Annotated in this window: 12 protein-coding genes and 1 CRISPR repeat array; of the genes, 5 read left to right on the top strand and 7 right to left on the bottom strand. The window is 69.8% G+C overall.

The genetic code is table 11. The annotated features are described in order from the left end of the window. Positions 1-39 precede the first annotated feature (39 nt). The 5 genes from K4G22_RS23290 to K4G22_RS23270 all read left to right on the top strand — a co-directional run bounded on the left by K4G22_RS23290 (position 40) and on the right by K4G22_RS23270 (position 7,359). Complete coding sequence (locus K4G22_RS23290; RefSeq protein WP_228082291.1) at positions 40-975, top strand: poly(ethylene terephthalate) hydrolase family protein; 936 nt, start codon at positions 40-42, stop codon at positions 973-975. 33 nt (positions 976-1,008) lie between these two features. Continuing rightward, the gene (locus K4G22_RS23285; protein WP_228082290.1) at positions 1,009-2,658 is read left to right on the top strand and encodes a glycoside hydrolase family 43 protein; all 1,650 of its coding nucleotides are present in this window, start codon (positions 1,009-1,011) and stop codon (positions 2,656-2,658) included. A gap of 33 nt (positions 2,659-2,691) precedes the next feature. Continuing rightward, complete coding sequence (locus tag K4G22_RS23280; protein WP_322785128.1) at positions 2,692-3,807, top strand: endo-1,4-beta-xylanase; 1,116 nt, start codon at positions 2,692-2,694, stop codon at positions 3,805-3,807. 95 nt (positions 3,808-3,902) lie between these two features. After that, entirely contained in the window at positions 3,903-4,838 is a 936-nt protein-coding gene (locus tag K4G22_RS23275) for an extracellular catalytic domain type 1 short-chain-length polyhydroxyalkanoate depolymerase (protein ID WP_228082289.1), read from the top strand. 206 nt (positions 4,839-5,044) lie between these two features. After that, positions 5,045-5,900: a CRISPR direct-repeat array (repeat unit 37 nt; unit sequence GTTGCGATCCTCGGCCGTCCCGGAGGGCGACCGCCAC). Between the two features lie 421 nt (positions 5,901-6,321). Further along, positions 6,322-7,359: an RNA ligase family protein gene (locus K4G22_RS23270; RefSeq protein WP_228082288.1), complete on the top strand. Its 1,038-nt coding sequence runs from the start codon at positions 6,322-6,324 to the stop codon at positions 7,357-7,359. 2,510 nt (positions 7,360-9,869) lie between these two features. On the opposite strand, the gene cas2 is transcribed toward K4G22_RS23270, so the two are convergent. The 7 genes from cas2 to cas3 form a co-directional block, all read right to left on the bottom strand. Beyond that, a complete protein-coding gene (cas2, locus tag K4G22_RS23265; RefSeq protein WP_228082287.1) occupies positions 9,870-10,160 on the bottom strand; it encodes a CRISPR-associated endonuclease Cas2 in 291 nt (96 codons plus the stop codon). Further along, positions 10,160-11,197 carry a type I-C CRISPR-associated endonuclease Cas1c gene (gene cas1c, locus K4G22_RS23260; RefSeq protein WP_228082286.1) on the bottom strand — a complete coding sequence of 346 codons (1,038 nt, stop codon included), beginning with the start codon at positions 11,195-11,197 and terminating at the stop codon, positions 10,160-10,162. Before cas1c ends, cas2 begins: the two co-directional genes overlap by 1 nt. Beyond that, positions 11,194-11,859, bottom strand: coding sequence for a CRISPR-associated protein Cas4 (cas4, locus tag K4G22_RS23255; protein WP_228082285.1), 666 nt, complete (start codon positions 11,857-11,859; stop codon positions 11,194-11,196). The genes cas1c and cas4 overlap by 4 nt, the downstream gene beginning before the upstream one ends. Next, positions 11,856-12,824 (bottom strand): type I-C CRISPR-associated protein Cas7/Csd2, encoded by a 969-nt coding sequence (cas7c, locus tag K4G22_RS23250; protein ID WP_228082284.1) that lies wholly within the window; start codon positions 12,822-12,824, stop codon positions 11,856-11,858. Before cas7c ends, cas4 begins: the two co-directional genes overlap by 4 nt. Positions 12,825-12,872: 48 nt before the next feature. Further along, positions 12,873-14,663 carry a type I-C CRISPR-associated protein Cas8c/Csd1 gene (gene cas8c / locus K4G22_RS23245; RefSeq protein WP_228082283.1) on the bottom strand — a complete coding sequence of 597 codons (1,791 nt, stop codon included), beginning with the start codon at positions 14,661-14,663 and terminating at the stop codon, positions 12,873-12,875. Positions 14,664-14,668: 5 nt separating this feature from the next. After that, positions 14,669-15,442, bottom strand: a complete 774-nt coding sequence (gene cas5c / locus K4G22_RS23240) for a type I-C CRISPR-associated protein Cas5c (protein WP_228082282.1) — start codon at positions 15,440-15,442, stop codon at positions 14,669-14,671. 76 nt (positions 15,443-15,518) lie between these two features. Continuing rightward, entirely contained in the window at positions 15,519-18,149 is a 2,631-nt protein-coding gene (gene cas3 / locus K4G22_RS23235; RefSeq protein ID WP_228082281.1) for a CRISPR-associated helicase Cas3', read from the bottom strand. Positions 18,150-19,346: the final 1,197 nt, after the last annotated feature.

Raw genomic sequence — 19,346 nt, 5'->3', positions numbered from 1 at the left:
ACCGGTCCCCCACCCTCACCCCCACATGAGGAGCAGCTCATGCCCCCCACCAGGCGCACCCTTCTCACCCTCGGCGCCGGCTCCGCGCTCGCCCTCGGCATATCGGCCACGACGGGCAACGCTCTCGCCACCCGCCCCACCCGCCCGCTCCCCACAGCGGACGCCCCGACCGAGCCGTTCGCGGTCGGACTACGCGAGTTCCACTTCAGTCGCGGCGACCGCGCGCTGGTCACCCGCGTCTGGTACCCGGCGCAGGGCTCGCCGGGCGGCGACCCGGTCCGCGACGCCCCCGTCGCCGACGGATCGTTCCCCGTCGTGGAGTGGAGCCACGGCCTGTACGGCACCCCCGAGGTCTACCTCGCGGAGATCCTGCCGCTGGCCGAGGCCGGCTTCGTCGTGCCGGCGCCGGTCTTCCCCACCACCTCGGAGGGCACCGAAGGCAACATCCAGGACGTCTACAACGGCAACCAGTCCATGGATGTCTCCGAGGTCATCACCCGCACCCTCGCGCTCAACGACACCTCGGGCGACCCCTTCGCCGGGCGCCTGGCCGTCGCGGCCGGCGTCGGCGTCGCGGGCCACTCGCTGGGCGGAATGACCACCCACGGTCTGCTCACCGCCTGGCCGGACAGCAGGATCAGGGCCGCCGCCCCCTTCGCCTGCGTGGACATGGGCGACCCGACCGGCGAGGTCGCCGCCAACACCCTGTTCGTCCACGGGGATCAGGACCCCGTCTGCCAGTACTCCCTGGCCCGCCAGGCGTACTCCGAACTGGCGGCGCCGAAAGCCTTCCTCACCCATGTCGGCCAGGGCCACGACGAGTACGTCTGGGGCAACGGCGTCACCTACCCGCAGACCCGCGCCACCTTCGTGGACTGGATGCGCTGGAGCCTCTACGCCGACACCGCCGCCCGCGACCGCCTCGCCGACGACGCCGCCTCCGACGGCACCACCTGGGAAGCCGACCTCGGCTGACCCGCCGGCCCGCCCCCACACCAGGAGCCGCTCATGTCACCCACCCCCCACCCCGGTCGTCGCGGCCTGATCGCCGGGGCGGCCGGCCTCGGGCTCGCCGCCGCCCTCCCCACCCTGCCACCGCTCAACTCCCCGGCATCGGCGGCAGCGCCCCCCACCGGCGCCCCGGCCACCGGCGTCCGCCCCCTGGCCGACTTCACCAACCCCGTGCTCTGGCAGGACTTCGCCGACATCGACGTCATCCGCGTCGGCGACACCTTCTACTACTCCGCCTCCACCATGCACTACTCCCCCGGCGCGCCCGTCCTGCGCTCCTGGAACCTGGTGGACTGGGAGTTCGCCGGACACTCCGTGCCCCGCCTGGACTTCGGCGCCAAGTACGACCTGGACGGCGACCGGGCCTATGTGGACGGAATCTGGGCCTCCACCCTCAACCACCGGGCGAGCGAGGGCCGTTTCTACTGGCTGGGCCAGACCGACTTCTCCCAGACCCACGTCTACACCGCTACCGACGTCGAGGCCACCTGGCAGCGGATCGCCACCATTCCCCGCTCCTACTTCGACGCCGGCCTGCTCTTCGACGGCGACACCCCCTACGTCGCCCACGGCAACACCCAGATCTTCGTCGCCCAACTCACCGACGACCTGACGAGCGAGGTCCGCAACGAGCAGGTCTTCACCACCCCGACCAGCATCGGCACACTGGAGGGCGCCAGGTTCTACAAGATCAACGGCAGCTACTACATCTTCCTCACCCGCCCGGCCAACGGCCAGTACATCCTCAAGTCCGCCTCCCCCTTCGGCCCCTACGAGATCAGGGAGCTGCTGCTCGACCTGCCGGGCCCGATCCCGGGCGGCGGCGTGCCCCACCAGGGCGGCCTGGTCGACACCCCCGGCGGCGACTGGTACTACCTCGCCTTCATCGACGCCTACCCCGGCGGCCGGGTCCCCGCGCTGGCCCCGATCACCTGGACCAGCGACGGATGGCCCCAACTCCACCTGGTGAACGGCGCCTGGGGCACCACCTACCCCGAGCCCGCCCTGCCCCCACCGCCGCGCGAGACCAGGCCCATGACCGGCCTCGACACCTTCGCCGGCACGGCGCTCGACCCACGGTGGGAGTGGAACCACAACCCCGACACCGGCCGGTTCTCCGTCGACAACGGGCTGACGCTCACCACAGCGACCGTCACGGACGACCTCTACGCCGCGCGCAACACCCTCACCCACCGCGTCCAGGGGCCCACCTCCACCGCCACCATCGAGATCGACCACAGCCAGATGACCGACGGAGACCGCGCCGGCCTCGCCCTGCTGCGCGACTCCTCCGCCTACCTCGGCCTGCTCAGGGAGGACGGCACCACCCGCCTGGCGATGGTCGACGACATCACCATGGACAGCGGCTGGAACACCGTCTCCACCGGCACCGAGCGGGCCACGGCCCCCGTCCCCCACACCCGGATGTGGCTGCGCGCCCGAGTCGACATCAGCCCGGGCGCCGGACGCCAGGCCCACTTCTCCTACAGCACCGACGGCTCCGCCTTCACCGACCTCGGCCCCGGCCTCACCCTCAAACACGAGTGGCAGTTCTTCCTGGGCTACCGCTTCGCGATCTTCCACCACGCCACCCGGACCCTCGGCGGCAGCGTCCTGGTCGCCAGCTTCGACCTCACCACCCCCTGACTCCACGCCCCCCACACAGAAGGAGCAACCGCGATGACCAGAGCAGCCGAGCAGGGACACCCACGCCGACGGATCCGAACAGCGGTCGCCGCGTTGACGTCAGCCGCACTGGCGGCGACGGGGATGCTCGCCTTCGCCGGCAGCGCCCACGCCGCAGACACCCTGCGCGGGGCGGCCGAGCAGAGCGGCCGGTACTACGGCGCCGCCATCGGCCCACAGCTCCTGGGCGAGGCGGACTACACGTCCACGTTGAACGCCGAGTTCAACAGTGTGGTGGCCGAGAACGCCATGAAGTGGGACGCCACCGAGCCCAACCGGGGCCAGTTCACCTTCGGTGGCGGTGACCAGATCGTCGCCCACGCGCAGAGCCAGGGCATGGAGGTGCGCGGCCACACCCTGGTCTGGCACGCCCAACAGCCGGGCTGGGTCCAGGGGTTGGGCGGGGACGACCTCCGCCGGGCGATGCTCGACCACATCGACGGGGTCGCCGGCCACTACGCGGGCCAGATCTCGTCCTGGGACGTGGTCAACGAGGCGTTCGAGTGGGACGGCAGCCGCCGCCAGTCCAACCTCCAGCAGCAGTTGGGCGACGGCTGGATCGAGGAGGCGTTCCGCGCCGCCGACGCCGCCGACCCCGCCGCCAAGCTCTGCTACAACGACTTCAGCACCGACGGCATCAACGCCAAGAGCGACGGCATCTACCGGATGGTCGAGGACTTCCTGGCCCGCGGTGTACCGATCGACTGCGTGGGCTTCCAGTCCCACCTCGGCCAGGACTCCGACCTCAGCACCTACCAGCAGAACCTCCAGCGCTTCGCCGACCTCGGCGTGGACGTCGAGATCACCGAGCTGGACGTCGGCGGCTCCGGCGCAGCCCAGGCCAACGTCTACCGAGGCGTCACCGAGGCGTGCCTGGCCGTCTCCCGCTGCACCGGCATCACCGTCTGGGGCATCACCGACAAGTACTCCTGGCGCGGCGACGAGTCCCCACTCCTGTTCGACGCCAACTACCAGAAGAAGGAGGCGTACTACGCCGTCCTGGAGGCGCTGAACGGCGCCGCGGCCGAGGGGCCCGGGCAGGACGGGGACTTGTCGGCCACCTCCTACCACCCCGCCAGCTGGCGCGAAAGCGGCCAGGCCGTCTCCTGACCCTGCTCGCTCCCCCGCGCGCCGACGCAACGAGACGAGCCGCGATGTCGCGGACACCCCGCACATCGCTCGGACATCACAGCCCAGGAGGCACCATGAGGCGTATCAGAGCCGCGCTCACCGCACTCGCCGGCACCCTGCTGCTCGCCGTCACCACCCTCGGCCTGCCCTCGACGGCCCACGCCGCCGAACTGGTCGAGATCACCGACTTCGGCCCGAACCCGGGCGGCACCCGGATGCACGTGTACGTCCCCGACAACACCCAGCCGAACCCGCCCGTCGTGGTCGCCATGCACGGCTGCGGCGGCGACGGTCCCGGCTTCGCCCAGTCCAGTGGCTTCAACGGGCTGGCCGACCAGCACGGCTTCATCGTGATCTACCCGACCGCGACCCAACAGACCGCGTTCGGCACCTGCTTCGACGTCTGGTCGCCCCAGTCCAAGACCCGCGACGGAGGCAGCGATCCCGTCTCCATCGCCTCGATGGTCAGCTACACCCACCAGCAGTACGGCGGCGACCCCGCCCGCACCTTCGCCACCGGCAGCTCGTCCGGCGGCATGGAGACGAACGCCCTGCTCGCCCTCTACCCGGACGTCTTCGCCGCCGGCGCGGCGTTCATGGGGGTGCCCTTCTCCTGCTTCCTCGACGAGGCGGACTTCCCGCCCTGGAACAGCCAGTGCGTCAACGGCCAGAAGGACGAGACCCCGCAGACGTGGGGCGACGCCGTGCGCCAGGCCCATCCCGGCTACAACGGCCCTCGCCCGCCGATCCAGCTGTGGCACGGCACGGACGACACCCTGGTCCCGTTCCAGCTGCTCCGAGAGGCGACCGAACAGTGGACGGACGTCCACGGCCTGAGCCAGACCCCGAGCTTCACTGACCAGCCCCAACCGGGCTGGGAACGGGAGAACTTCGCCGACGCGGGTGGCACCGTGTGGGTCGAGTCCATCACGGTCCGGGGCGCGGGCCACACCCTCCCCATGAGCGGCATGGCGGCCGAGGCCATCTCCTTCTTCGGCATCGCCGACTGACCCCCACGCGGTGGCTCCGTGTCCGGAGCCCCCGCGACGGGGTCATACACCACGACGACAAGACGACCCGACCGCCGGGCTCTCCCCTCCACCGACCTGACCTGCGAAAACAGCACAGCTCGCTGCCCCCGCCGGCCAACACGACGCCCCCGAGTTGACCACCCGACGCGCGACCGTCGGCCGCCTCAGCCCCACCCACCCCGGAGGCAACGACCCTCGGCCGTCCCGGAGGACGACCGCCACGGCGACCGCCACATCCATTGCCGGCTTGGAGGATTCGCTGGCGGTCGGGTTGCGATCCTCGGCCGCCCCGGAGGGCGACCGCCACACGGGTGACGGCGTGCAGTACATCGAGAGGTTCAAGCTGTTGCGATCCTCGGCCGTCCCGGAGGGCGACCGCCACGACCGGCGGGCAGGGCGTGGTTGCCGTCCCCTCGGTGTTGCGATCCTCGGCCGTCCCGGAGGGCGACCGCCCCCCCAGGCGATGGCGGCGGGTGAGAGGTCGACCGCGTCGTTGCGATCCTCGGCCGTCCCGGAGGGCGACCGCCACCCGCCGGCTGGCGCCTCTCCCAGGACGCGGTGTGGGAGTTGCGATCCTCGGCCGTCCCGGAGGGCGACCGCCACTTCTCGACGAGCAGGGGCAACCCCTGTGGGTCATCGAGTTGCGATCCTCGGCCGTCCCGGAGGGCGACCGCCACAGCGCGAGCTGCTGGGGCGGTGTGAGGCCGCGCTGGAGTTGCGATCCTCGGCCGTCCCGGAGGGCGACCGCCACGCTATCGCGATGACCGGTGGCGACGCCGGCTACATCGTTGCGATCCTCGGCCGTCCCGGAGGGCGACCGCCACTGCCGACGGCGACTACTGGCGACTGGTGGACGACGGTTGCGATCCTCGGCCGTCCCGGAGGGCGACCGCCACCGGACGTCGCCGCCGGCACCGCCCCGCCCATGCAGGTTGCGATCCTCGGCCGTCCCGGAGGGCGACCGCCACGACCAGCAAGCGCTTCGCCGCCCTGACTGCCGCCTGGTTGCGATCCTCGGCCGTCCCGGAGGGCGACCGCCACGGCCTTTGAACTGGGAAGATGACATTCTGCTGACTAGCGATAACTCACATGACGGCAGACACCACGCCCATCTCCGGCATTTTTCTTCGGTGCGACCCGCGTGTCGCGTGTGCGCTTGGGGTTCCGAACCCCCATGGTCCAGGGTCCAGGGTCCAGTTGAACGATAGACGAGCCATCGCGCAGGCCCGATCGAACTATACGTGGTCGTTCCGAACGAGTGGGGTGCGTCAGGCAGGGTTTGCCCCGCTCGCCGCCTGGCGCGCGCACTCGCCGCGTTAGCCGAAAGCCCAGCCAGGACACCTACATGCGGCTGCCAGCTGATCGCACGCACCAGGACGCTCGCTACCGGGCAAACCCTGACTGCCGCGGCACGGGACAAATCTCCTTGCACAGGCCACGAACAACAGCCACGCTCCACACCATGTTTGACGCTGCCTCTCAAGGTCCCGCACTTCGGCCGTATCCCAAGATTTCTGAGGGAAGAAGGCTCGGTACCTCCGGAATCCGGGAGTGGGTCGCGACGGAAAAGGTGCACGGAGCGCACCTCTTGGTGGTGTGCGACGGCACAGGCGTTCATCCGGCCAAACGGCGTGAGCTGCTGGGCGACGAAGCGATGGATGACTTCTTCGGCATGAGCAGGGTCTGGCCGGAGTTACTTGTGGCAGCTGCCCGCTTCGCCTCCGTACTCCGCAGTGCGTGGGGCGACACCGCAGTGGTGACGATCTACGGTGAGCTGGCCGGCGGATGCTACCCACACGCAGACGCCCCCGCCGCTGCCGACGCCGAGCCGGTCCAGACCGGTGTGTGGTACGCGCCCGGCCTGCACTGGCTGCCGTTCGACGCGCAGGTCGAGAACGCCCAGGGACGCCGTTGGATTTCTGATCGTGCCCTGCGCAAAGCCGCCGCGACCGCAGGACTCATCTGCCCTCCCGTGCTCAGGCAGGGAACGCTCGCCAAGCTCCATGACCTGCCGGTTGCCTTCCCCACCCGGGTTCCAGCCCTCTTCGGGCTGCCCGACCTGCCGGACAACCTCGCCGAAGGCTACGTCCTCAAGCCGGCCGGCGAATGGCCAGAGGCCGGATCCGCGGACACACGCCCGGTGGCCAAGGTGAAGCAGACGTCCTTCGCTGAGGACGTACGGTTCAACGGCTCACGTCCGTATCTCCCACCACTCCAGGGAGCCGCCGGAGTTCCCCCTTGGATTCTGGCCCACGCTGCGGCGCTCCTCACCCCCGCTCGTGCGGCGGCAGCGGTCAGCAAACTGGGCCTTCGCGCTCCCCTGGAAGCCGTGGCTCAGGAGATCAGCTGGGACGTCGCGGAAGAACTCGCCGACTCGCTGGGTGGTCTGGAGGCCGGACTCCTGGGCTCCCTGGGACGGGCGCTTCTACCTGGCGCACACGTACTGGCGGCCTTCGACGCCGAGGACCGCCGTCCTCCGGGCAAACAGAGGAGACCCTGAGAGGGCCTGACGATCTGTTGGCCTCCCCCAGAGCGTGTTTGAGATCCGGTTCAGGTGGTGGTGCGTCGGAGCGGTTCGCGGCCGGGGCGGGCGGCGGGGGGTGTGACCTCGGCTGACTCAGTAGCTGTCGCCCGCCGAGCGGCCATTCCAGCACGCACAGCGCGTCGGCGACCGAGGCTCCGGCGACCCTCAGTATCCGGCTCATCGCCAACAGTTGGTTGCCGGAGCGGACGACGTCATCGACCAGGACTCCCCGGCGCGTCCCTCAAGATCGGTGCCCCGGGGCGGGTGCGCGGCCGGCGCACCCGCTCTGACCAGGGAGAACGACGAGGCGACGGACGAGGCGGCCTGTCCGCCGGGTTTTCCCCTCGCCCCCATCTGACCTGCGGAGACGCGCAGTCCAAGGCAGTCAGAGCGAACCAGCTCTTTCCGCCCCCGATTCGTCCCCGCACCCACCCCCCGACAGCCTCTGAGTTGATCACCCGGCGTGAACCATGAGAAGGCGCCAACACGTGATCATCACCCACCTCAGCCCCCGCACCGCTGGCAAGACCACCTCGGTCGCCTGGCAAGCCCACGCCCTCCACGAACGCGGCTACCCCGTCGTCGCCTTCGAGTCCGACCACAGGCCGCCAGCTCGCCGAATGGGACGCCGCATCCGGCGGCTTCCCCTTCCCCATCCACCAGCAACCGGACCCGCAGTTCCAGAAGAACGTGCCCCCGACCCCCACCCCCGGCCAACTGGGCATCGTCGACTGCGCCCACGCCGAGGAGCACCGCGTCACCGACCTCGCCCTCCAAGGCGCCGCTACCTCGAAGATGACGGCTGGAACGTTCTCACCACCAGCATCCCCATCCGCCAGCGCTACGCCCAGTCCATGCTCGAACCCGTCAAGGCCACCGGCTCCGCCTCCGACGAGCTCGTCACCGAACTGCTGGACCGAGGGCTCCTGCGATGACCGCCCCCGACCGCACCGCCGACCTCCGAGCCCGCCGCCGCCAACCCGACACCACCCTCACTCCCGACCACATCCCCCACCCCGAAACCACCGACGCGACCGGCACCCTCGACCCTCCGCGACCGACGCCTCTACCGCCACAGCCACGAAACCTTCGAGGAGTACCTCCAGGAGCGCTGGGAGATCAGCAGACGCGCCGGCTACCAACTCATCGAGGAATGGCCCCCCGCCGAACGCCTCCACCACCACCTCGACAAACCTGCAACCCCCTCCCCCTTGCCCGCCACTCCCCCGACACCGCCGTCGACCTCCACCAACAACTGCGCACCCGCACCGAGCGGAGAGCCAACGCCTCACCGCCCACCTCGTCGGCCAGATCGTGACCGCAGCGTCCCTCCCTCCGTCCGCGCCCAGCCCAACCGTGCAAAATTCTGCACACCGCCCCACCAGGTCCTCGGCCCCCGGGCCCTCCCCGACGCCCCAAGACCCGGACTGATCGGCCTCCTCGAAAACACCCTCAACCGCGCCATCACCCTCGAAAACGACCTCACCAACGCCGCCACCGCAACCCACACCCCCGAAGCACACCACCTCCGCCGCGCCATCCATCCACCTACGCCTGACAACGGCGACCCGCGCCCTGGGGCCCAAGAGCGCACCGAGACCAGATGAGCAAGCGAAGACCAAGCCGCAAGCAGCCCACCGACCACCCAGCAAGCGGCTGCGGTAAGTAGCCCCTCATCCCCTTGCCCCCCTCGGCCCTCCCGGAGGACGACCGCCACCATGACCGCAGATGTGACAGAGCGTTCCGTAGATCGCGTTGCGATCCTCGGCCGTCCCGGAGGACGACCGCCACCTCGCGGTGCTGTCCGGGGCGAGGCCCAACATGGCGTTGCGAACCTCGGCCGTCCCGGAGGACGACCGCCACTCGGCACAAGCGCCAGATCACCGTGACCTGTTTGGAAGAGTTGCGAACCTCGGCCGTCCCGGAGGACGACCGCCACACCTGCCCGGGGTGGGGGCCGTTGACAGGGGCCGGGGGTTGCGAACCTCGGCCGTCCCGGAGGACGACCGCCACCTCCCGGGCCTGACCGATCCCCAGCCGTCTAGAAAGTTGCGATCCTCGGCCGTCCCGGAGGACGACCGCCACGTCCGGCGCGCTTGCTTGCTTGTTCTTCTCCTTCGTAGTTGCGATCCTCGGCCGTCCCGGAGGACGACCGCCACCGGCGGGCCGGCGATCACCTCGCCGGTGTCCCGGTCGTTGCGATCCTCGGCCGTCCCGGAGGACGACCGCCACCTCGGCCGCCCCGGAGGGTGACCGCCACCCCCAACACCTACAGCCTGACGGAGGCGTACGAAAACGACCGCCACCTCGGCCGCCCGGAGGGTGACCGCCACTGCATCTGAGCTGTGGTGATGACGAAAGGTGAGCGAAGCACTACACCCAACACACCCGACATCAATCCCATCCCAGACTTTTCTCTTCGGTGCGACCCGCAGGCCGCGTGTGTACTTGGGGTTCCGAACCTCAAGCGCACAGATCCCCGTGGTTCACAGGACGAGGTCGTCCCGGTGGGACTGCACCTGCGCGATGCCGAGGGTTCGGACGTCGGCGAGGCCGCCTGCGGGGAGGCGGTAGATGCGGATGCTGTCGCGTTCCGCGTTGATGATGTCGTCGATGCGGGCCAGGAGGCGGAGCAGGTCGGCCTCGTCGGTGACGATCTCGAAGACGGACTTCTGCACCCGGAGGCCGTAGCCCTCGCACAGCTTCGCGACGCGGCGCAGTCGCCGCGCGCCGTCCGCGTTCGTCGTGTCCACGTCGTAGGTGAGCAGCAGGTCCATTACGCCGTCACCTTCCACGGCAGGTAGCCGGGGAGGTCGCCGCGCAGATGGCGGGCGAGGAGGCGGGCCTGCATGACCGGGAGGAGCCCGGCGGGGACGGAGCGGCCGGCGAGACCGTGTTCCCAGAGTTGCTGGCGCGCTTCCTGCCACTCGCGGATGACCACGGCCCTGCCGTCCTCCGTCAACTGGACGGCGCCTCCCGCCAGTTCCTCGAAGTGCTCGGCGCGCAGCTGACGGCGGTTGAGGAGGGTGAGGGCCAGCCGGTCGGCGAGGACGGGGCGGAATTCCTCCATCAGGTCCAGGACGAGGCCGGGTTTCGCCGGACGGATGCCGTGGAGGTAGCCGACATACGGGTCGAGGCCGACCTGTTCCGCCGCCCCGTGGACCATGCCGCGCACCATTCCGTACAGGTAGGAGAGCAGCGCGTTGACGGGGTCGGTGGGTGGCCGGCGGACTCGGCGTTCGAAAGGGGGGATGCCGTCCGCCGGTCGCAGCGCGTGGCGGAACGCGGCGAAGTGCAGGCGGGCCGAGTCGCCTTCGATGCCCCGGAGGGTGTCGACGTCCGCGGCCGAGGCGACGGTGTCGATCTTCTCGGCCAGCGTCGCGGCCACCGTGCGCATCTCCTCCCGCGCGGGCGGCGCCGCGTCGCGCGCGGTCCGGAGAATGATCCAGCGGCTGTTGCGGATCTTGCCGGCGACGACGTTGCGGGCGATCTCCAGGCTCACCGACTCGTCGGCCAACGCGCGGTGTTGTGCCTGACGGAGGAGGACGTTGCCGCGTACGGCGCCGTCGAGACGGCCGAGGAACCGTCCACCGCCGCTCATCCAGGTGATGGAACGGGCGTCCTGGGCGCAGCGGGTGATCAGTTCGGTGGAGAGGTTGACGTGTCCGTAGACCACGATGGCGTCGATCCGGCGTAACGGCAGGACGCGGCGCGCGGTGGCCTCGGGGAGGCGGACGCGGACGGAGTCCTCCTCCAGACGGAGGTCCGCGCCCTGGGTCTGGACGTAGAGGGTGTTGAGGAGTTCGAGGCTCACACGTTCTCCGGTTCGGGGGTGGTGCGGTAGAGGTCCCGGAGGCCCTGCCGGTAGCGGCGGTCGTCGGCGAGGACGCGCGGCATACAGGAGTCGACCATCGAGCAGCGGCGGCAGCGGCCGTCGGTGACCGGGGACGGCAGGCTCGCCGAGGTGATCATCTGCCGAACCGCCTCGGTCACGTTCATCACCTGTTCGCGCAGGGGCGCATCCACGGTGATCTGGTGACGTCGGCGGTCGGTGGCCGAGTAGATCGCGGCCTGTTCGATCGTGGTGTGGAACATGGCCTCCAGGCACATGGCCTGCCCCGCCACCTGGAGGTCGGCCGGGCCGCCGGGGCGGTAGCGGCCCGACTTGTGCTCGACGGGCAGGACGCTGCCGTCGGCGTGGAGTTCGACGGCGTCGCAGACGCCGACCAGGCCGAGGTCGTCGTTCCAGACGGGCAGCGCGTGCAGGGTGCGAACGGAGCCCCTGCCCCGGTTGCCAGGGGTGTCGACGCGTTGGTGGAGGAGCGTGCCGCGCACGGTGGCGACGTCGTCCTCGAAGGCGTCCTCCAGCAGGATCAGGCCGCTCTGCCGGGGGCAGTAGGCGAAGTGTTCCAGGGCGGAGAGGGGGACCTGGATCGGGTCCCCCTCCCGCGGAGCCCCCGCCCGATCGGTGGTCACGCGGGCGCCGGGATGGTGGGACGGACGGGCGTGGCAGCGGGCTGGACGAGGGTGGTCAGCACAACCCCGTTCGGCAGGGCGGCGGTTGCGGGGTCGGAGAGGTCGTAGTCGGTGATGCTCCGGGCTGGCGTGGTGCCTCGGAGCGTGGCCGTGACCAAATCCGTGAGGGTGTGCGCGGGCACCCTGCCGAACGCGTCGTCATGGCTGAAGACATGCAGGGCGCGCAGGGTAAGCCCGGTGCGGGCGGCGGCGCGGTCGTGCTCGAACATCAGGGTCAACGCGCGCCAGAACATGGCGAGATCGTCGCTGGTCACGCCGGTCTTCGCGGCGAGCGGGGCGCTGAAGTGGCCGCTGCCCCTGTAGAGGCCGTAGGGGACGATGTGCTTGGAGCCCATCTCGGTCTCCTTGGCGTTGACCTCCTTCTTCCCCTTGTCCTTGCCGGACTCGCCCTCCGGCCGCGGGTTGTTCCAGGCGGCGAGGTCCTCCTCCCGGGTGGGGGTGACCCGGGTGATGCCGATGTCGAGCGGGGTCACCGGGTCGATGCTGCGGGCGAAGCCGAGTTGCACGGGCCCCTGGACGCGGCCGGCCCGGCGTTCCCGCTTCCCGGTGGTCATGACGGCGCCGAACATCCGGACGTCGAAGAAGTTCTGGCACATCCACCGCTGGGCGGAGTCCTTCGCCGTCGCACCGCCCTCCACATAGGCGCGCTCGTGCTGGGCGTTCAACGCGGTGCCGGCCTCGACATAGATCTCGTAACCGGGCCTCCGCTCCTCCGAGTTGAACAGGGCGACGGTGTTGCGGATCTTCCGCTTGATGGCGACGTCCGTGATGAGCCCCTGGCCGGTGACCACATCGGTGCGGGGAAGACCGCCGTTGTCCGGGTCGCCGTTGGGGTTGGAGTCGAGGGCCTCGATCAGGAGGACGAAGTCGTGCTTGCGCTGGGGGTCCAGGTGCGGGTCGGTCATGAGAGTTCGATTCCTCGGAGAAGGTGGGGTGGACGAGAGGACGGCTGGTTACGCCGAGGGCTGGGCAGGCACGGGCGCTTGGCTCTGGTCGTTGGCCGACGTCTTCGCCTCGGCGGCGGCCTCGAAGTCCGCCTGGCGCTGGTGGTAGTAGCCCATGAGAAAGTCGCCCTGCTCGATCAGGTTCAGATGCTGCGGGAGGGCGCCGCGCGGCATCCGTCCCAGGAACTCGTTCAGCCGGGTCTCCAGCGCGATGCCGGCGCCGCGCTTCTCTCGATGGAGCCGCTTGAGATGGCCGTTGGCGTTCTTCAACAGCTGGGTCATCGTCGGGTCGGGGGCCGCGGCGGCGGTCGGCAGGTACTTGTCGCGGAGGCTGGTGTTGAGCCCGGGAACGGCCAGGCGTTGGATCTGTTCCAGCACGGCGAAGATCCGGCCCCACAGATAGACGGGGTGGTTGTCCGTTTCGTCGAGGGCGGCGGGCATCTCGGGCTTCCTGTAGTGGTCAGTTCGGTTGAGGGCGAGGCGGATGAGCGCGGCACGGGGGGCGTCGATGTTGCGGTCGGCGTGGATGCGCTGCACCAGCAGCGGCAGCACGCGCGCGGGAAGCCGACTGCCGTGGAGCGCGGAGAACATCAACTCCGTCTCCAGACCGATCGGGGCACTGTCCCGCACATAGCGCTGACCGTCCCAACGCCCGCACGACAGGGCCATCTGCCATCTGGGCACATGACGGATGCGGCGCTTCCAACCCTCGTGTACGCCGTGCTGCCGGTACCAGAGCCCGAGGGTGTGCTTGATCTCGGGGACCGGCACGTCGATCCAGTCGCGCACCACGATCCGCGCGTTGTTCAGCCCGATGGTCAGGCCGTGGAAGGCGTCGGGGTCAACGCCGTCGGCGGCGCGGGGAGTTGGCTGGTCGTCGATGCTGTCGATCAGTCGCGCGATGGTGGCCTCGTCCGGCTGGTCGTTCAACGTGGGCGTGAGGTCGGGGTCCTCCCCCGCCTCGCGGGTCCACCACGTGAATGTGCCGTAGTCCTTGAAGCGCCTGCTCTGGGTCGGTGAGGCGAGCAGATGGTTCAGGGCGGCCATGGCTCGACCGCCGCAGCGGTGGCAGATCGGGGTGTTGACGAGCTGCTGGATTCCGTTGCGCCCCTGGGCTGCGGTGTTGATGGAGACCAGCTGGCCCTCGTTGCTGCCGCCGGTGGTCGGCACCGATCCCTTCTTCACCGGCTCGGGGATCGTGGCGAGCAACGCGCCATGCTCGCCGCACACCAGGCACAGCCCGGACCGTTCCTTCTTGCCGCCCTTGCGTTCCCGCACCACGTCGGCCCAGAGCCCCTGCGCCGAGGGGAGGGCGTGCAACCAACAGGTGCCGACACGGACGGCGACCATCTCCTTGTGCCCGACACCGTCCAGGGCTGGACGCGCCACATCAGGCGCGGTCAGATACGTCCGCAGCGCCGTCGCGGCGGGGTCGTCGGGCACGGAGTCGGCCCAGCGCAGAGCGAGTTCACGGTAGGCGGCATGCCGCCGTTCGGCCTCGGCCCGTTCCTTGTCCGTCAGCCCGTTCCTACCGTTGGCGTTGGGCACGCCGAGAACGAACTCGGCCGTGTCCACCAGCAGATACGGCGGCACCTTGACGCCGGATCGCTGAACGTGCGGAACGTACTCGACGAGCGCCTCCGCCCGTTGCTTCGCCGGCTTGCGCCGGTCCTCCAACTCGCCGGTCCTGCCGTCCGCCGAGAGGCGCAGCACCCGATCGATGACCTTCGCCCTGTGGTACTCGGCGGGCAGATCCTCGGCGGCCCGCTCGGCGTACTCGCCCAGTCGTTGCAGCAGCATCTCGGCTACTCCCCGCCCGAACCTGAGCCCGCGTCGGCACGCCAGTGGGGGTCGGCCACGGCGACCGCGCCCTCGGGCAACGGCTGCTCGACCTCCATGACACCCCCACGCACCGAGGCGCGGAACCACCGATACCGCTCGCCCTCGGGTGTGTACGCGATGGAGTGCAGCATCACGCCCAACTCGTCGTTCCAGTCGGTCTGCGGCGGCAGATCCGTTGCCGGCCCGAAGAAGGCGGTGAACTCTCGGCAGCCGAAGAACGGTTGCGAGAAGCACGCTCCGCGCTCGACCCGCCGCCGCAACTGCTCCCGGTACTTCTCCTCCGAGGCGGGTGGGAACCCGTTGCCACCGGCCCGCGCCTTCGCCGAGACGGCGATCTGGGCGTGAATCCGGTACCGCACGTCCTGCAGCGCGGTCGTGCCGCGCTGATCGCGGTCCGCCTCCACGTCATAGCGCCGGCGCCGGTCCTTCTGGAACGCCGCCACCGTTGACGCGTTCGGCACGGACGCGACCTCGTTGCGCCGCACCCGCGCCCACCGCACCGGGCTGAGCACCTCGATCCGCCGGATCACATACTGGAACTGTGGCTTCCAGAAGACGGACTGGAGCAGACCGTCGGCGGCGGAAGGCGTCATCAGCGGATAGCTCACCCGTTCCGACTTCAACTCCGGCCGGGTGAAGCACGCCAACTCCCCCCACGTCTCCACGACGAGATCGGGAAACGCCCACCCCTCGTTCCCCCGCGCGGGCCGCCGCGCACCGGCGGTCGTCGAACTCATGAGTTTCCTTTCTTGGAGATACATCACCCCCGTGAGGGGTACAAAGGGGCGCCACGCGCCGCATATGGCACTCCCGTCAGACCAGGAACGCGGTCGGGTCCTCCACCCGCTCGCTGTCCAACCCCCGGAGCGGGTCGTAGAAGCCGCGCCAGACCACCAGGTCGCCGACGACCAGGTCGGCGAGGCGGTTGTTCAGTGCCTCTCGGACCTCGTGGCGCGGCAGCGAGGCCGTATGGGGCTGGAGCCGGCGCCATACCTCCGGGCCCGTGGGATAGGGGTCGCCGAGGCTCTTGATATCGGCCTCGATCACGTCGCGCTCCGCCTCGGTCAACTCCGGTCGGATCACGACCACGGGTTGGGAGTAGGCGTCGTCGATCATCTGGAACGACCTGGCCACCTCCGGGAAGTCCAGCTCTCGCCGCAGCCGCTGGATCTCCTCCCCGAACGCACGTCCGTCGCTCCCCTGCGCCGCGTACCGCTCGGCGTAGTACGAGGACAGGGCAGCGAGATCATCGGGCGCGGCGAGTTCCGGGCCGAAGAAGCGTTCGGACGCCTCCTTTGCCGCTTTGTACGACTTACTTTTCGGGTCGCCGCCCTCCGCCGGGCGGAAGATGACGACCCTGCCGTCGTCGTCACGCCCGTCCCGGTTACAACGGCCTGCCGCCTGTTGCATGGACTCTGCGGGGGCCACCGCCCGGTAGACGCACGGAAAGTCGAGATCAACTCCAGCCTCGATCAGACTTGTTGACACAACGAACGTCGGCTGTCGTTCCGCCAATCGCTTCCGGATAAGGTCGATCACTTCTCGTCGATGCCCGGCCGTCATCCTGGTCGACAGATGCAGAACCATGGGCCGTTCGGATGCCTCGTCCGCATCCGCCAAGTCATCGTCAGCCGGCGCCAGCGCTTCGGCGAGCAGGCGGTGGAGCGTGGCGGCGTCGCGGGTCGTGTTGACCACGGTCAGCACCCGAGAACCCGGCTCTTCGAGGATCTCCTCGGCGATCGTCTCCCAGGAACCCCCCTCGTCCGACCGCCAGTGGTACGTCACCCGACGCAACTCGTCGAAGAGCGTGGACACATCGTCGACCACCAGATGACGGGCGGCACCGTCCCACTCGGGGCGGGCCCAGAACTCCGGCTGCGTCGCCGAGGCCAGGACCACCGACGCGCCGAAGTGGTCCACCAGCCCGCGCAAAACGCTCAGGATCGGTGCGAGCAACCGGTCCGGAAGCGCCTGCACTTCGTCCAACACGATCACGGATCCGGCCAGCCGATGCAGCTTCCGCATCGCGGCCGGGCGGTGGGAGAACAACGACTGGAACAACTGAACCGTCGTGGTGACAACCACCGGAGCGTCCCAGTTCTCCGCCGCCAACCGCGCCCAGGGGCCGGCGACTTCCTCCTCCAGGTCGGCGGAGCTGTGGTGCTCAAGAACCACCGGACCGCCGGGCTCGCCCCTGTGCGGATCCAGCAGATCGCGGTACACGGCGGCGTTCTGCTCGGTGATGCTGATGAACGGAACGGCGAACACGATCCGCCCCATCCGGTGCCTGGCGGCATGACGGAGCGCGAACCCGGCCGAGGCCAGCGTCTTCCCGCCTCCCGTCGGCACATGGAGCACATACAGCCCCGGCTCCCGCTCGGCGGCGGCGAGCGCCTGCTCGTACACCCCGCTGCGAATGGCATCGACACGCGATGGCTCTCGTCCTGCCAGGAACTCCGCCCGCCGAGTCTCGAAGCGAGCACCGAGCACGGCCATGTCGGCGTCTCCCGCGACGCGCGGTGTCCCCGTGCCGTCAAAGTGGGCGGCCGTGTCCAGGTAGTCGGCGTCCACCAGGCAGCTGAACAGCATCCGGATCAGGAGGTCCTTGCCCAGCCCCCGCTCGCGGGCCGGCAACGCTCCCAACCATGCTGGCAGGGCGAGGCGTTGACCGGGAAGGATCTCGGGGACGACGGCGGAAACGGCATCCACGGACTCTCGCGCGTTCCTGGCGTCGGCGTCGGTCCCGGACCGCACGTTCTTCACGACTTCCGCGACCCTGTTGCGCTCGGACAGACCGCCATGGTGCCCGTGCACCACTGCCGCGAGCATCTTGGATGTGTACTCCTGCGCCAGCCACGCCCCCGCGTCCTTGTGCGGGATGCCGACGGGCTTGTCGTTGGGCTCCGCGTGATTGATCAGCGTGTTCTGCCAGGCACAGCATCCCTTGCCCACGTCGTGGACAAGGGCCAGGTACTCCGCCAGCTCAGCCGCGCCGAACACCCCACCGAACCGCCCCGCCAACGCGGCCGTCCCCCGCAGGTGTTCAGCCAACCCATGACGAACCCCGGACCCCGCACACCGACTGTGCGCGTACAACTCCTCACCGTTCACCTCCACCCCCATGCGCGTAACTGTACGACTACACAGGGGTCCTGATGAGCTCTTTGAGGAGACCACCCGAAACTCAGGTTTGAGCGGCTGTTGATGGTGTATAGCCAGCCGCGCGAGCCGCACCCACATGTAGGACAGCCCGAGCCCGGCCAACAGGACTGCGGTCGCCGGCATCCGCTGTAGCAGACCGGTCGGGCAGGCGGCGCCATCGGCGGCCTCGCCGGAGGCGTTCATCAGCGACGTGGTCCACCAGCCACCGGACTGGAACTCGCTGTACGCGGCCTTCCAGGGCGCCGGAGCGGTAAGGGCCCCATGTCGCATCCGCTCGATCACCGCCAGTCCAAGCCGTCCATCTGGGCGATCTGCCCGGACAGGGCGACGGTCGGCGGTGCGTCTTCCATGGTGCGTGTCCCTCTCGTTCTCCCACCGGGCAAGAGCCCGGGGCGTGCGGATGGGGGGAAGGCGCGTTACACGTCCGGCTCGGTCTCGCCGTTCACCGTCGGCGGGCCGGCCGCCCGCCGCGGGCGGTCACCCCGCCCTTGGTTGTCGGGTTTGGCCGTCCCCCGGGGTAGGCAAGCGATCACCGTCAGCACCAGACCGCGCACCCGGCGCTGTCAGCGGGCGCCTCTGTGGGAGGGCGCAGGACGTGAGAGCCGAGACGGCGAACGGATCCACCCCGGTCCACAACGCCTCGTGCGGGAGGTCACTGCGAGAGGGCGCCTTGATCACGGAGATCGCGGAGGCGATAGCGACGCACTGTGGGCATTCGCCGGCTCAAGTGTCGCCGCCTGGCGATGGGCTGGGCCATCGCTCGTGCGGTAGCCGAGGCTCACCAGCTGGTCGAAGCCCAGGGTTTGGCCAAGGTCGGGCTCTCCGAGCGGTCTTGGAAGGACTGGGAGGCCGGCGTCCTCCCGAGCGCGGACTACCTGCTCTGCCGCTTGTTCGCGACTCATCCGGTCGCACTCGGCTTCGCCCACGACTATTCGCCACCCACCGAGGCAGGTGCCTCCCGCTCGCCTTGGGACCCGGCGCCGGACGGTGGAAGACTTTCTGACGGGAAGACAGCCCGCAATAACGTGGGCTCGCGGACCTTCACGGAGGTGGCGGAGGCGAAGCGTCGCGACGCGGTGAAACTCGCCGGACTGGCCCTGTCCTCCCCGGCCGCCACAGCGCAGGTCCTTCAGCAGGCAGCTGCCGAAGCGATGGAATTCACCCAACAGGCCGGGCACGGACAGCTGTGCGCCTGGGCCATGGACGCCGCCGCCTCCATCCACCCGCGAAGTCCTCACCATCACCCGCTCCCTGCGCACCGGAGCCGGCGCCACGCTGACCCAGCTCTCCAGCGCACCCCCCGGGGTGACGTCCGCTCCAGGTCGAGGCGGTCAGAGCCCGGCGGCGCTGGAGATCGACTTTGGTGCCCGGGGTGCGCTCCGCGATTAACTGCTGGGCAGGACACCGCGACGGGAAGCCTCGTGACTTCACGGGAGATAGCCGTAGTCACCGGCCCCGAGCTTCCCGTCCGGCGTCGCT

The sequence above is a fragment of the Streptomyces profundus genome, assembly GCF_020740535.1.
In the GTDB taxonomy this organism is placed as follows: Bacteria; Actinomycetota; Actinomycetes; order Streptomycetales; family Streptomycetaceae; genus Streptomyces; species Streptomyces profundus.
This window is presented reverse-complemented; position numbering and strand designations above follow the sequence as displayed.